Source organism: Halonotius sp. F2-221B (assembly GCF_046719765.1).
GTDB lineage: Archaea > Halobacteriota > Halobacteria > Halobacteriales > Haloferacaceae > Halonotius.
This window is the reverse complement of sequence record NZ_JABEBY010000016.1, coordinates 1-14,192: the sequence shown is the minus strand read 5'-3', so window position 1 is coordinate 14,192 and position 14,192 is coordinate 1. Positions and strand designations below refer to the sequence as shown.

Genomic DNA, 14,192 nt, shown 5'->3' with positions numbered 1-14,192 from the left:
CGTATCGGCTATGTGTGTTCCCACACCACCATCGATCACTTGGATGAGTTGGGTTGCTCGTCGAGGGCTTGGCGAAACGCTGTGAGGATCAACTCAGCACACTGCAGCCGGGAGGGTGTCAACTCCATCCCAACACGCTCCTCAATGTATTCCGCATCCCACTCTGTGGTCTCCACAACGGAGGCACCGATCATCTCCGAAGATATTAACGAAGCAGCAGCCTGTGAGAGGGTACATCCGTCACCGGTGAAACGAACGGTCTCAACGGTGGATTCGTCGTCGCTAAGCGTTGCCTGAATTCTGACCCGGTCTCCCTCAGGGTGAGTTGGGCCGACACACTGTGGGTTCGTCATCTCAGCCTCAATATCGGGTTCCGGCAACTCGCCATAATTCCGTGGGTTTCGGGAGTGATCACCGAGCAATTCCTGAACGAACTTCTTGTCCATGCTGTCTATCAGTGCTCACAGAAACAAAAATGACTGGTGGGCACCGCCATGCATTTCATTTCAACTGTCACCGTGGAAGGGAGGGTAGAATCTCTTCCGGCTCAATTTCTCACGGTGGCTGTATTTGAGTCACACTCATACCCAGGCGAGAGTCGAGTTGTGTTGGGTGAGATATTCCGGATCGATACGCTCCTCGCCTAATTGAATTTGTTCACCAGCCTGCTCAATGATCGTTTGCTGGAGCAGCTGGCTGTCAGTCTCAAATTCCGGGCTGACACGGAGATGATACTCCTCGTCGAGTGTGAAGAGGTTGCGGTCGAAGGCAGCGTGGTGGGTTTTGCTCAGTGGCAACACGTTCGCCATGTCCGCTCGGTGTTCAGGGTACTCGCTCCACGACAAGACATGGGCGACATCCAATAGTTCGGGATGATCAACTCCCGAGATCGGGCACTCGTGATCGTGCCGTGTGAGAACAGTAGCACGAAACTCCGGATCAACAACCCGGGCCTGAGTCGTTGTCTCATAGGTGCCAACCTGATAGTCAGCTTCTGGGTCAGGATCGTACGTTCCTGCCCACTGTTCGACGGCGTCGACGACGAATTGTCGTCCCTCACCGGTGAGAGCATATTGGTCGCCGGATTGTTCGATGAGGCCCATGCTTCGGAGCCAATTCACTCGCTGTTTTGCCATATCGGTCTGCTCTGGGTTCCAGCCCAACTCGGGGTGGGTATTGAGTTGTTGGGTACTGATCTCGGCGAGTGTCATCGGGGCTGCAGAGAGAGCATACAGTAAGCTTCGAAGGCCGACATTTCGGTCACACATGATTCGGAGGAGAGTTGCGGTGTCTTGGTTATCGACGTACTCTCGACCGAGAGCATCAAGCTGCCAGTTGTCGTCGGGTTTGTGAAGAAAGCCAACGTTTTCGAGGTATCTTACACGCCGCATAATCGACTCCTGGCTGGAGACGTTCTGGAATGTGCCACGGTGCCAGCCCACGAGTTCGTCGGTGGTTGGCTGATAGTTATCGACGACGGCTAAGATGGCGTCTAGGGTTTCGACGTACTGGGAACCGCCACCAAACATTGGCACGATGCTACGCAGGCGATCTGGAGGCATGCTCTCGCAATGAGTCACTGTGGTGATGATTCTTTCTCTGAACAGTCACTTCTAAAATTCAGGCAGACTTTGATTTTGACTTACCTGTGAGTGACCTCCGACTTGATCAATTCTTGCTTCGCTTCTCAGAGAGTCAAGTCGCAAACTTCCCAGTCGTCGGGCAAATCACTGTCAAGTCCGTTCTCCGTTACAATTTGACGGATCCGTTGCTCTACATCGTCCTCCAACTCAAACTCGTAGTCAAGTTCCTTCTGCCACTCCCAGTAGCGTGGTATGGTTGGATCGAAATCGCTGACTGCTCCCGCAGGTGCATCCAGCAGAGACCGTGCCTCCGAGATCTGTCCCGTAGGGTGCGAAAGGGTCACCTGAATCGAGTCATCACGCACAATTTCTTCGAGCAAATCCATTGCCAAATGCTGGTCGGCATAGAAGGCGTGTTCGAGCATCGGGTTCACAACGAAGATATCTGTTGAGGCGTGGTCGTGGATATCTTCGGCAACCGGGTGGTCGGGGTGTCCAATTCCCCACCCGTATGGGTGCATTCCTTCGACGATGAACTCATACCCCTCTCCATCGAGGCTATGAAGAATCGAACTGAAGAATTCTAACGCGTCGACTGGAATTGCCTCAACGCTGTCTGCAAGACGAGTACGCATAATGTACCGGCTGGTGACATTCTGTAAAATTGTCGTAATGTGTGGGAGTTCATCTCCCGTCTCTGGATGGTATGCATTGAGAATGTCGTTGAGAAACGCCCACCCATTGGACTGTGTAGCTGCATCCAATGCGGTGATGAGCTGTTCTCGATACGCTTGGGAGATCCCTCGGTACCGGTCAGAGTCTCCAGCCTCATCTGCTGCTGCTAACCGTGCTTCGTACGTTGCTACCGCTTGTACTATTGCGTCCGTATTGTTGTTATCAGCAGCTGCTAACTGCCGGTCAACCTCCTCCAATTCGACCGTGTCGGGTCGACGGTCTGTTGTCATTGGATACTTCTACAGCGACCGCTGGCGTAATCTTTGTCCCATAGAGCGACATCGATAGCGTATGGCTGATACATATGCCCTCAGCATCACTGTCCAATCGCACGATTTCGACGGAGAGTTCTACTTTGTAGGAGAGGGATACGGCACAGGCGGAGCGGTGCTAAAACACGTAGCCACCGACCACATCCTGGCAATGAAACAACGCCCGCAAGTTGCCGAGTATCTCCTTGAGACACTCCAAGACGGTTCGAACGTGAGCGAATCAAGGTACAATCAGGCAGATGCCGATGTCTCGTGTGGACTTCACTTCGATGTCGATCATCAGCAGTTTCGGTTTTGGGTCGGCGATCGTGGAGTTGAGATCGGAAGCAGACCGACGAAGAGCGAACTCCGGTCAATCGCTGACGATCTTTGACAACCGCCGCGACTTCAACTGACACATTCTCGGCTGATTCACAATTACATATCGGCTGTGTCTTCGGATTGAAGTGCTGTCAGCAAATCCTCAAGGATCATCGCGCCGGTGGTTGTATCCAGCGGATCGTTATTATTGCCACAGTCTTCACTCATTACGCATAGCGGACACCCACGCCGACGGCCACAGTCACACTCTGAGATATGTGCAGCAGTCCGTTCGGTGAGCGTCTCAATGTGCTCGTAAATCGCCTTCGAGAAGCCAATCCCTCCATCGATTCCATCATGGACGAACCACGTCGGCCCCGCAATGGTTTCGTGTGGATGTGACAGCATCGACAGGCCACCGATATCGTTGTTATCTACCATCAGCTCTAACGGAGCCAACTGAATAATTCCATGTTCAGCGGCATGGATTCCCCCGGCGTACGTGTATCGTGCCTGCTCGCTCGGAACATTCCGGTCATTCCCAGCTCGATTGGTCGGCTCTAACAGTGGCTGATCGAGTGCATCGATTGTTGTCTGGAGGTGGTCTTCGGGCAACGCAACCCACAGGAGCTCAGTTCGCAAATCAAGTGGTGGTGTCTCGGTCGGAAGCGGCCCCTCGACGAGTTCCCCGGTCTGAAAGTCCCGAACCATGTAGCTCCCGTATGTAATCCGAACGGTTCCAGTCCCGAAGTAGACATCATACCCGTCGGTCAAGGCGGTATGATCGTTGACTTCGAGGTCGTGAATGTGCTTTTCGGACAACGTTTGCGTGTAGCGCGTCGTCGACACTTCTTCAACAGTGATGCGTGGATGTGGCTGGCCGTGATCAACCTCGGTGACTTCGTATTGTTGGCCCGCATGGAGGAACAGTGCGCCTGGGTGGTAATCGCGGTAGGCGCGCTCTTTGGCGACTGGATCGTGATCGATCTCACCATTGGTGCAAATGACCTCATAGTCGGTTCCTGTGGTTCCATACAGAGAAATTCGACTCTGCGGCCGACGGTCGCCACTGTATGTGACGCCGCCTGCATCGAGATCTCCCACTTGTTCAAGGAGGCCAGCGTCTTGCCACATCGCCGTCATTTCTCGAAAGCGCTCTTCGCCGCCGAGATATGGAGCATCCGCAGCTGTAAGCGGTCGTTCGGTGGCCGCGGCCAACAGATGATCCGCGAACACTCGGTCGTTGTCGATCGAAACAACTGCATTCTCGATGGTATCATCATCGAAGAGATACCCGGGATTATCGAGAATGTATGCGTCCATAGCGTCTTTCCCACCAACCAGTACTGACAGTGCGTCACTTGTTCCACGACCAGCGCGCCCGATTTGCTGCCAGAACGATTGTTTTGTCCCAGGATAGGAATCGGTCACTGTTGCATCAACCGAGCCGATATCGATCCCCAACTCCAGCGCGTTTGTCGAGATAACGGCATCGAGATCGGTGCTTTTCAGTTGATTTTCGACTGCCCGTCGCTTTCGTTTTCCGAGCCCGGCGTGATAGGGCTCAACGTCTATGTAGCGTTCGCGTGGATGATCGCGGGCCGCCCCCACCGCCTGTTTTGCGCCGATCTCTGTACCCTGTCGGGCTGTTGTAAACTGGAGAGTCTGCATGTCGTTGATTGCGAGGTGGGCGGTCACTGAGGCAGCCTCGCGGGCACTCGACCGACGAGCCTGTTCGAAGCCTTCCATGAGGTCGCCGCTCCCATCATCATACTCCTCAAGGGTTTCCTCATCGAGCGGTGGCTCCCACAACACGATATCCCGATTTCCGCGTGGAGAGCCATCCTCATCGATAACCTCGAAATCGGCACCAGTCAATGTCCCGGCATGGGCGGCCGGATTGCCAATCGTCGCTGTTGTCATCACGAACTGCGGATCAGCGTCGTAATGAGCCAGCACACGTCGCAAACGCCGGAGGATCCACGCGACATGCGTGCCCATGACGCCGCTGTACTCGTGGCCTTCATCGATGACGACGAGTTCGAGATTACTATAGAAGCGGTGCCAGCCACGATCTTTGTTGTGCCGTGGTAGATAGACGTTCAATCCAGCTGGATTGGTGAGAATGACGTTCGCACTTTCACGAACGGTTCGTTTGCGCTCATCTTTGGTGTCACCATCATACACGCCAACTGTTGTTTCAAGATCCAGTGTCCCACGAAGTCCGTCATTGAGGGCCTTTTCTTGATCGGTGGTGAGTGCTTTCGTCGGAAACAGACACAGTGCGGTGGCATCAGGATCTTCGAGGTGATTGCGTGCAATTTGCAGTTGGTAAACCAGTGTTTTTCCAGAGGAAGTTGATGTTGTAATAACGACATTCTCATCGTCTGCCAGCAATTCGAGTGCCTCAGCCTGATGTGAGTAGAGATCATACTCAAGCCGTGATGGAAGTGGCTCCTCCAGCACCGTGTCTGGAGCAACGGTATCGGCTGCTTGTGCTGTGAGTCGCTCGCTGTGACAGATCTGGCTTCGCCAGTCAGGGAACGACTCTTGGAGTTGCTCGTCAGACAGGATTTGACGGCGTGTTGTCCCACCGTCAGTGATGGGCACTGTATTGCTAATCTGAGAGTCGGTATCGAATGGGTGCATCGTTGTTTTGTTCAAGAGAAATCCGCTAATGAGCCTTGAGAACTGTTCTCGCCGGTTGGTGTCTTGGTTGCTGACTTTGCGCGTGCTGCCGTCTGAAGCTGCTCGTAGATTGTTGCGAGTGCTCGGACATCATCCTCACAATACTGTTCAAGCCGCGCCCAATCTGGCTGAATATCTGCCTGGGTCTGGCGATCACTTTTGATGTGGCGTCGGTAGGCGCTATAGAGTTGTGCAACAGTCGATCCATCGATGCCATTGGTTGTCGGCTCCCAGCCGAGGGCTTCGGCCACAGCTTCAAGCTTGTTAGTTCGGCCAGGGAGTGCTACATTACCGCCGTTCTGTTGTGTGGCCCAGTAATACGCATCGAAGTGATACCGGTCAGTCCATTTGTCTACGAGATCGGGATGATGTTCCCGCAGTTGCTCGGTGATCACGGGAAAGTCGAAGTGATACCCATTCCACGCGACGACTGGGCGACCGGCTGCAGCCCCGGTGAGCCACGCCATGAAGGCTTTGAGATGTGCGCCATCATCAACCGCCTGTTCACGAAAGCTCATATAATTCCCCGCCTTGGGGCCTCCATTGAGAACCCCGATCAGCCACGCTGTGGATGGATTCAAGCCATCTGTTTCGATGTCAATAAACACCGGCTCCTGATTGGGGAGTGAATCATCACCGGTCGGGACGACAGTCTCTGTCGCCCGAGCTTCTGCTGCTGTCTGTACGGTCGCCGCCGAACTTCGACCGAAGCCAGGCACCTCGGCGAGCGATCGGAGGGGCATCTCGACCAAATCTTCAACCGAGGTAATACCAGCCTCCCGCAGGGCTTTGATTCGGTTGGATCCGATTCCATGCACACCACGAAGGCCAAACGACTTCGGGTCAACGTCTGCGACATCGATGGCCCCGTTCGAGTAGCACTCGATAAGTGTCGCTGGCGTGGTCTCTGGAGTTGTTCCAACGCCAAGATCTGCCTCCGACGTGCCGATTCCAACGAATCGCGTAGTCGCCCCATCCGATGTGTGGTATGTTGTGGTAAAGCCGGATCGCAATGCTGTCGATAGATGAAGTGTCTGGTTGTTCCACCAGCTCTCGGGGATTCTATCACGATACGTGTCGACTCCACTGAGGGTTGCCGATCGCTCGTATGGGTCAACCGACATCGAAACGTCCTGGGTGACAACACAACGACGGGATGGTGTGTCACCGCTGTCGCGAGGAACATCTTGTTGGCGCGAAATCTGGTCTTCGTTGAGTGGCTCTCCCCCCATCGGGAGGGCTACTATAACATACTCTTTCTCGCCAGAGGTAGCAACATCCGGCCGCATTCCCGACCCAGCTTGGAGAACATCGAGATCAACTTTCCGGTCAAGACTGGGTTTGACAATTTCTGCCTGTGGCTGGCTTGCGATGATCACATCAGGTGCAACATCCTCAATCATTGCCTGAACCGTCTCAATATGCGTTCGATTCAGTACTTGCCCGGAAACCGACAGCAGACGGGTCGGGGTTTCATCTGGCGGTGGCAACTCCGGAACATCTGGTGTCTTCACACCGCCATCAGTGAGGGCTCGCCTTCCCGTGGTATAGTCAGAACAACGGGCGGAGGGCAGCTCGTCGCTCATTACGATTACAACGGGGCTACCGGTATATCAAGGTTTGAGGCCATGTCTGGTGGCTGCGGGAGAGTGATCGTACAATTACTGAACAGAAGTGGCATCTCGTAAGGTAATTTTGGTCGTGATTTATTGAAAAGTTTGGTCAGTCAGCAGCCTGACTGACTGATCGATACCTGCACGACGTGACTGGCCTGAACACTGCGGTACGACAACATATGCGAACCTCGCTCCCTGAAATTACTGCTGATGCGCCAGCCACTCTGGCTCGTGATTTACCCGATACGAATGAGGCGATCTTAATTACGGAAGGTCAAACCGATCTCGCTGATCTGGAGGGATAACCGTAGTGGGTATTCTGACCCCGTCTGATTCTGCCCTAATTAACGAGATTTGAACTCACATCACTTTGTCTGGTGAATCGGGATACTGCACAATTCGAATATCTTCTTTGTCCGGAGATATTGTCTCCTGCGAGAGTTCATCAACGAATAATGCACCTTTGACCGAAACTGAATCAAGAATGTTGCCTGGGGACTCAACATATTCACCGGTCGTTTTGCGTTTTACAAATGCCATGTACTCCAGCAATTCACGCAGTCCTGTGGCAACATAATCGACATGTTGAGTGTATTTAACCTCGCCAAGGAATACTTGTGAGAGTCGCCACTCTTCATCGTGGGTCTGTTCAAACTGTTCTAAGACTAGATCTGGACGACCGCCCCAGAGAGCATCGCTTCCCCCACGGCCAAGGATGTCTTCCGAAAGCGATTGCCACTTCGAAAGCACCTCATTCATGCGATACAGGTAGCCGTCTGGTGTAATCTCTGCATTGTCAACAGAATCGCTAAATGTTAGATCCTCTCCAGTTGCGTCGTGAGACAACACAAACTTGGAATTGGCCTCCTCCCAGGTGGCGATTGTAGAAGGGTTATGATGAGCGTCGGTTAACACGCGGTACTGGACATTGCTGTAGCTGTTGAGCACTTGGAACACCCAATATAATTCAAACAGCACCTCGGCTTTGTCTGGCGCAATGAGCGTGTTATTGAGAATGTTCTTGGCCTCCTCACTGTCTAGTTCGTGATTCATCAATTGTCGATAACGGTCAAGAAGTAGGGCAGCATCGCGATAGAACCGTGAGCGCGATCGCTTTACTGATTCGATCATTCGATCCGTGATTTCAGCTTCTGCGGTGTTGATTCGCTGGAGATAGATATTCTGTTCGTAGATACGATCAAGCATCTCTGCTGCGGATTCTGCGTCTATTGATTTCTCGCTTCTTTGGGGGGTTACCCAGTCATCTAGCCAGCCGTATCCCTCTGGATTGGCGAGTGCATATTCCAGATCGTCCATCACAATCTCATGAATCACGGTCAAGAGCCGTTTCAATACGAGATTCTCGTCAATGTTGTAATTCTCTTCAGGTTGATTACAGACAAAAATTGGCTCATCAAGCCGTCCTGCACGGGCTCGTGTTTTAACCGTCCCCTGCCAGTCAACTTGGCCACGTATCTCACCACGATACTGAAACGAAGCCGGTGACGTGGTGGTTTTCATGTGTCTGATCCGGTCTTCCAATTCTCGCATGAAGTCCAATACACCGACAGCGGTCGCGTCATCGGCGGCATTGGTCAAAACGAAATGGATTCGAAGTAACGTGTCAATATTTGCAATATCAAGCTCGGAGTGGGCAGATCCAATCACCTCATCGAACTGAATACCCTTCCGTAGATAGGTGTGAAAATCATCTGCGATTGCTTCCAACAACGCTTCCTCACTGGCTTTTGACATCGATGTTCACTCCCCGCTTGTGCGCTGCAAATCAACCTGGAAGAAATCTTCCGCAACAGTCCACAATTCTGCTGTTTCGTCACCAACGATCTCTGCTAATTCCCCAATCAACCGCTCTAACTCGTCACGACGCAGCCCCTCTAATTGTGGAAATATATACATGATAATCGGTGAGACGTAATCCGCTTTCTCACGTGACTCTGTCCCGGCAACATGTTCATAGATATCTTCGACAATGGCCGGGCCAATGGCTCGTTCTTCATTTACTGCACGCCAGATTCTCCCTATGGGTTCATAATGTGCTTCAACTTCAGGGAGTGCTCCATCTGCTGCCCAGACGCCAACATATTTCGCGACGAGTGACTCCAATTTCGCACCATCACCGTCCTCCTTGGGAGGGAGATCTGGAATCCCGACGGGAATAAATGCCCACCGGCGCATGAATGCATAGCTCATTTCGTACAACGAGGTCTTATCGAGTGTGTTCATTGTCGCTAACATCCGCCAGTCTTCTGGGATGAAAAACCGATTATCCGTCACCTCTGCTTGGCGGCGGGATGCATCGAGGATCTCAATCGGATCGCCGTCTGATCCATCAAACGGGAGTGTTACGCTCTCGCCGGTCAGTGCCGAAAATAATGACCCGAATGCCTTGTCAATATCCGCGCGGTTGAGTTCATCAATGATGAGCCACTCGTTAGCTGGTGACTGATCTGTATCTTTTTGGAATCGATCCAGTACGACTCCTGGTTCAAACGTCAACGTATTTTTCGCGGTTGTCTGATAGCCACCGACTGTATCGAATGTCGACCAGTCCGCTGACGCTGTCACCAACTCGTGATTTTCGGCCCCAACGGTTGCTTCACACACCTGTCTGGCCAACTTTGTCTTTCCAGTTCCAGGCGGCCCAAACAGGAGTACATGATTACCGTTTGCTAGTGCTTGCTCAATTCTCGTTTGGATACGATTCCACTGGTCATCTGGGAAATGGAGTTGCTGTTGTTCAACAGTAATATTGGATGCTGAAACCGCCAACTCCTCAGTGTAATCCTCAAACCGTGAGATTTGACTGAGTTCCACTATCCGCTTGTAGTGCTCTTCGCTCAGTTCGGTCAATACAAAGCTCTTGTTTGTCTCAACAATGCGACTGTCTTCGAGTGCTTGATCAGCTTTGACCTCACTCCATGTTGGCCCATCTAATGACCTGTCCCATTGGAACCGAACCCCCGCTTCGGCTGTTTCAGATCCGCTCGCAGACTCTTCGTCTATGCTTTGCGTTACTGATGCTTGCCCAACGATCTGCTTCTCTGGAGAGATTTCGTATACTAGTACCTGATCGCCCGGTTGAGCCGTGTTATATGCTTCTGCATTCTTGCGACCGTCGCTCGAATAAAATACCTCACCGCCTTCTTCGTGCCAATGGGTTGCCTTTGAATTCACCCAGAAGTACTGTTTTTCGTAGTCAACTTTTGGAATTTCAACGTGTCCGGTCTCAAGAAGGTATGTGCCTGCTTCTGAAGTCAAATGACAGAGGTACGCTTGGATGACGTTTCCATTTTTATCAAGCGGATATCTCTGTTGCTCATGTCTTACCTCCGGATCTTGGAGGGTATCACGAATTTCTGTGAGCGGTAACGGTTCCTCAAGATGCGTCGTATTCAACTCAACACGATAGTATTCTCCCCCATCCATTTCCGTCTGATACGCCTCGTCTGTGACAACTGAACATGCACGGATCGCCTGGTCAGTATAGTGAAAGACAATGTCGCCCTGTTCAAGTACTGTTACATCGCGTTGCCACTTCTGATCCTGCGACCGAAGAAACTGCCCTTCAAGCTCTACGTTACGGTTTTGATTGACCCAGTAGAAATCGGCGTCAGGGACTTTCGCAGAAAGATCTGTTTGCTCATCACCTTCATTTGTCTCTTCTTGGACATCAATCGATAACAGTTCAGCTAGATCAATGGATTCGCTATTGTGCTGGTAGAAAGCATATCTCGCCACTTGGTAGTCAGTGGCCCAGTCAGGAACGTTACTGAGGTACTGCCGAAGGTCATACCGATCGACAAACTCATCAACAATAGCGTTGAAATCCTGATATCGACTCTCCGAGGTCGTGTTCGGCTTTGGCGGGTTATATCCGAGATGATCTAGTGTTTTCGTCGCACGATTGTTCAGTGGAATAAATATATTTGGCTGGATCGCGGCGAGGGCCAGACTTGCGGCTGCCATACCAAATCCAGGTAACTCAAGAACAGGTGCTATTGAGCCTGTTTCTTTTGCTTCTTCAAATGTGGCACCAATCGCTTCACCATCCATCTCTGCAAAAATTCCTTCTGTTTTTTCATCGGCCCACCGGCTGACAAACCACGGGAATGTTTCGAGCCAATCGTTAAATTGTTCTTGAGAAGGATTATTGAGAAACGCCTCAGCCGATTCTTGTTCTGATCTTATATCGTGCCAAAATTCACTTGTCTCACCGGTGGCTTCTGCGTTGGTGTCACTGTCTTCACTCTCGGATGCCTCCTTGGCTTCAACAATGCGCTGGTATAATCGCTTGAAATCCTCCTGCGTTTCATTCTCAAGCCTGTCTTCGGCATTATTGACACAGATACACAGGGCATATATTTCTACGTTGATCGGCACTTCCCAAGACGTTCCTGCAGTTGGATGTCCAACTGTTTCTTCGTATAGTGATCGAAAATCCCCGTATGCCTCTTGCTGATCTGCAAACGTATCATCCCTCGATATCTCCTTCTGTGGAACACCGAAGAAACTCAGCGCACTCCGCGTATCTGCAGTGACAATAGGCTGGGTGTCAGCGTGGTGCCACCCGAAAAACTCACGCGTTGACCCAGGGGCTGAGAGTTCGTCTTCCCACTCCTGTTGGTATGTGTCACTTGTTACAATACTATCAATTAGTTCTGCTAGAGATTCTATTGAACGGCCCTTCTCAGCCCATTTTTCTGGGATAGGGGTTGGTGCCACTGCCTGACCTGCGCTGTATCCCGTTTTCCACATCTCGGTGAACTTCCCAGGATCTGGGTTGCTAAGGAATTCTTCTGTTCGGTTTTTAATATTCTCACGCCTGTCTACCGCACCGATCGAAAATGTATCACCACCAGCATGCTTTGACACCGCAGTCTTCCAAGCTTCTATAATATCACGTTGTGATGGAGGCAATGAGTCGTCGGGGGCCATATAGCAGGCCAGTAAGGCCTATAGTAAAAATTGAGGTGGTGACAAGAGAAATATGACGTTTGAGCCAGTAATTCCCTAGATCCCCATAATTATTGTCGATTCTACACCTATATTTTAGATTCAATCGGCTAATGGGCTGACGTGTTCACCATTTGGCTCTTTATCAAATACTTGCTCGTAGGCTTCTTCAAATACATTATTGAAAACTACAACTAGATCACTGGAGCAGCAGAATTCCTCAACTGCCCGCTCAAGTTGTTCAAAATACGACCCGGTCAAATTGTGCGGATCAAGTGGGTAGGTCTTCTTAACAAGGGCAGAAGCAGCTCCGAGTTTGATCTCATCAACACCGATAGGATTGACTGCTTCGTGAATCTCATCGTTGTACTTACCCGTGCACTTCTCGGCGAACATATCGTTGAACGATTGGCCGTCGTTGTGAGGCTCCGTATGGACGTTTCTCGCTGGGGGGAGCCGAAGCCTGAATGTCAGTTGCTGATTTCGGAGCGACTCTGTTGTTGGTGAATGGCGAAAAAAGAGTTTGATCGTACTTGACTGATTGAGTGGGTCTTGATCCCAATACGTCGGGAAAACCGATTGCCACTTCGCGGTGCTAGATGGTGAGGTCTTCCAGTCTGAATCCTCGAAGTCGAATTTCTCTCGGAGTTCGCTCTCCCAGTTACTTATCAGATACGTACTTACGGTCTCAAAGTCACTCTCGAATTGACTATTCGCCTTCTCGATTTGCCGAATCAGCCTGTCGTGTTCAAAATACAGGTTCAACCGTTCGTTGAGTTCGTCCGTATCGATATCTGAGTCCATGCCCTCTGTCTCCTTTAGCGACTGAATGAAGTCCGTGAACTGAATAACGCTCCGGTTGGGGTAATCATACAGCGAATCCTGAACCTCAGACTCAAACCGCTCAACAAGATCCCGCCAGTTGAGACTCTCAAACCTATTGGATCCAGGGCCCTCAGCATCCTCTCGTTTGAGATACTCATAGTGCTTTTCTTCTAACCGATCTACATTCAGCTCACTCGATTCAAACCAGCTGAAGTTCCACTCATCCGCGTTGGCATACGTCGTTGTTTGATCATTGCCTTCCTCAGCTCCAACTTTCAGTTCCATGAATACTGCCCAGCGTGGGTGTTCAGATAATGCGCTCCCGCCAGCGAGTATGAGATCGATTCGTCGTTGTGTACCGTCATCCGCAATCGTGACTTCTTCGCTAATCTCGATGTGCTGGCTGCTCAGGTTGAATTCATACATCCCAACTTCAGTGAGAAATGGTTCGATGAGTGTGTATCCGAACCCGTGGGGTTTCCGTGGATTCAGGAAATATTGGTCGTGTTGCAAAGTCCTCTAGAGTTCAGTAGCAACTGTCTCCCTTGAGGAAAGGGACGCCTCTGGTGTCCACCCCAAGAGGTGTCCCATGCACGCCACAATCGACGTGCGGTTGACCGTAAGCATCGACGACGGCAAAACGATACCGCTGGCCACACTTGCCGAGTTCATCACTGACCAGAACATCGAATCGGTTCTTCTGGAAGGCATTGTCGAGAGCCTCGACGCCGCCAGCGTCGAGGCACTCTGTGGCGAGAAACACGCACACGGCAACGGTGAACAACGCTTCCAACGCCGTGGCACCGATCCCCGCACAGCTGTCACAACCGCCGGTGATCACGAGTTCAGCCTCCACTACGTTGAGGATACTGCTGCTGACCACGATGAATCCAGTTACTTCCGGCCCGTCGAAGATGTTCTCAGCTTCGACGGGCAGAACCGCTATCAACAGGACATCGCAGCCACTAGTGTCGATCTTGCCACCTCGCTCAGCTACCGTGATACTGCTGATCACGGCGACGGCATCTTCGAACGGATGCCGTCGCCAACCACCATCAACCGCCGTGTCAGAAAATACGGCGGTAAGCTCAAGCAGTTTCTTCCAGACTGTGTCGCTGATACAGAGGCTGATGCTGTCATTCCTGACGGCACAAAGTGCTACAGCCAAGACGACGACCGGTCGTACCACTCGATTCAAG

General features: G+C 51.7%; 9 protein-coding genes and 1 pseudogene. 2 read left to right on the top strand and 8 right to left on the bottom strand.

Translation table 11 applies throughout. The features are described 5' to 3' along the window. Nucleotides 1-35 precede the first annotated feature (35 nt). The 3 genes from HKK80_RS11960 to HKK80_RS11950 form a co-directional block, all read right to left on the bottom strand. The gene (locus tag HKK80_RS11960) at nucleotides 36-446 is read right to left on the bottom strand and encodes an iron-sulfur cluster assembly scaffold protein (RefSeq protein ID WP_411799829.1); all 411 of its coding nucleotides are present in this window, start codon (nucleotides 444-446) and stop codon (nucleotides 36-38) included. 135 nt (nucleotides 447-581) lie between these two features. Beyond that, nucleotides 582-1,562, bottom strand: a complete 981-nt coding sequence (locus HKK80_RS11955; RefSeq protein WP_411799828.1) for an HNH endonuclease — start codon at nucleotides 1,560-1,562, stop codon at nucleotides 582-584. 125 nt (nucleotides 1,563-1,687) lie between these two features. Next, on the bottom strand, nucleotides 1,688-2,548 hold the full coding sequence (locus tag HKK80_RS11950) for a hypothetical protein (RefSeq protein WP_411799827.1): 861 nt from the start codon (nucleotides 2,546-2,548) through the stop codon (nucleotides 1,688-1,690). A gap of 61 nt (nucleotides 2,549-2,609) precedes the next feature. Between HKK80_RS11950 and HKK80_RS11945 the strand changes: the two genes are divergently transcribed. Next, complete coding sequence (locus HKK80_RS11945; RefSeq protein WP_411799826.1) at nucleotides 2,610-2,963, top strand: hypothetical protein; 354 nt, start codon at nucleotides 2,610-2,612, stop codon at nucleotides 2,961-2,963. A 44-nt stretch (nucleotides 2,964-3,007) separates the two neighbouring features. On the opposite strand, the gene HKK80_RS11940 is transcribed toward HKK80_RS11945, so the two are convergent. The 5 genes from HKK80_RS11940 to HKK80_RS11920 all read right to left on the bottom strand — a co-directional run bounded on the left by HKK80_RS11940 (nucleotide 3,008) and on the right by HKK80_RS11920 (nucleotide 13,506). After that, entirely contained in the window at nucleotides 3,008-5,500 is a 2,493-nt protein-coding gene (locus HKK80_RS11940) for a DEAD/DEAH box helicase (protein WP_411799825.1), read from the bottom strand. A gap of 50 nt (nucleotides 5,501-5,550) precedes the next feature. Next, nucleotides 5,551-7,164 (bottom strand): ribonuclease H-like domain-containing protein, encoded by a 1,614-nt coding sequence (locus HKK80_RS11935; RefSeq protein ID WP_411799824.1) that lies wholly within the window; start codon nucleotides 7,162-7,164, stop codon nucleotides 5,551-5,553. A 390-nt stretch (nucleotides 7,165-7,554) separates the two neighbouring features. Then, a complete protein-coding gene (locus HKK80_RS11930) occupies nucleotides 7,555-8,949 on the bottom strand; it encodes a hypothetical protein (RefSeq protein WP_411799823.1) in 1,395 nt (464 codons plus the stop codon). 6 nt (nucleotides 8,950-8,955) lie between these two features. Further along, nucleotides 8,956-12,150: an AAA family ATPase gene (locus HKK80_RS11925; RefSeq protein WP_411799822.1), complete on the bottom strand. Its 3,195-nt coding sequence runs from the start codon at nucleotides 12,148-12,150 to the stop codon at nucleotides 8,956-8,958. 120 nt (nucleotides 12,151-12,270) lie between these two features. Next, nucleotides 12,271-13,506 (bottom strand): PD-(D/E)XK nuclease family protein, encoded by a 1,236-nt coding sequence (locus tag HKK80_RS11920; RefSeq protein ID WP_411799821.1) that lies wholly within the window; start codon nucleotides 13,504-13,506, stop codon nucleotides 12,271-12,273. 76 nt (nucleotides 13,507-13,582) lie between these two features. Here HKK80_RS11920 and HKK80_RS11915 point away from each other — a divergent pair. Next, nucleotides 13,583-14,192 (top strand): annotated as a pseudogene (locus HKK80_RS11915) (ISH6 family transposase); the annotation flags it as partial.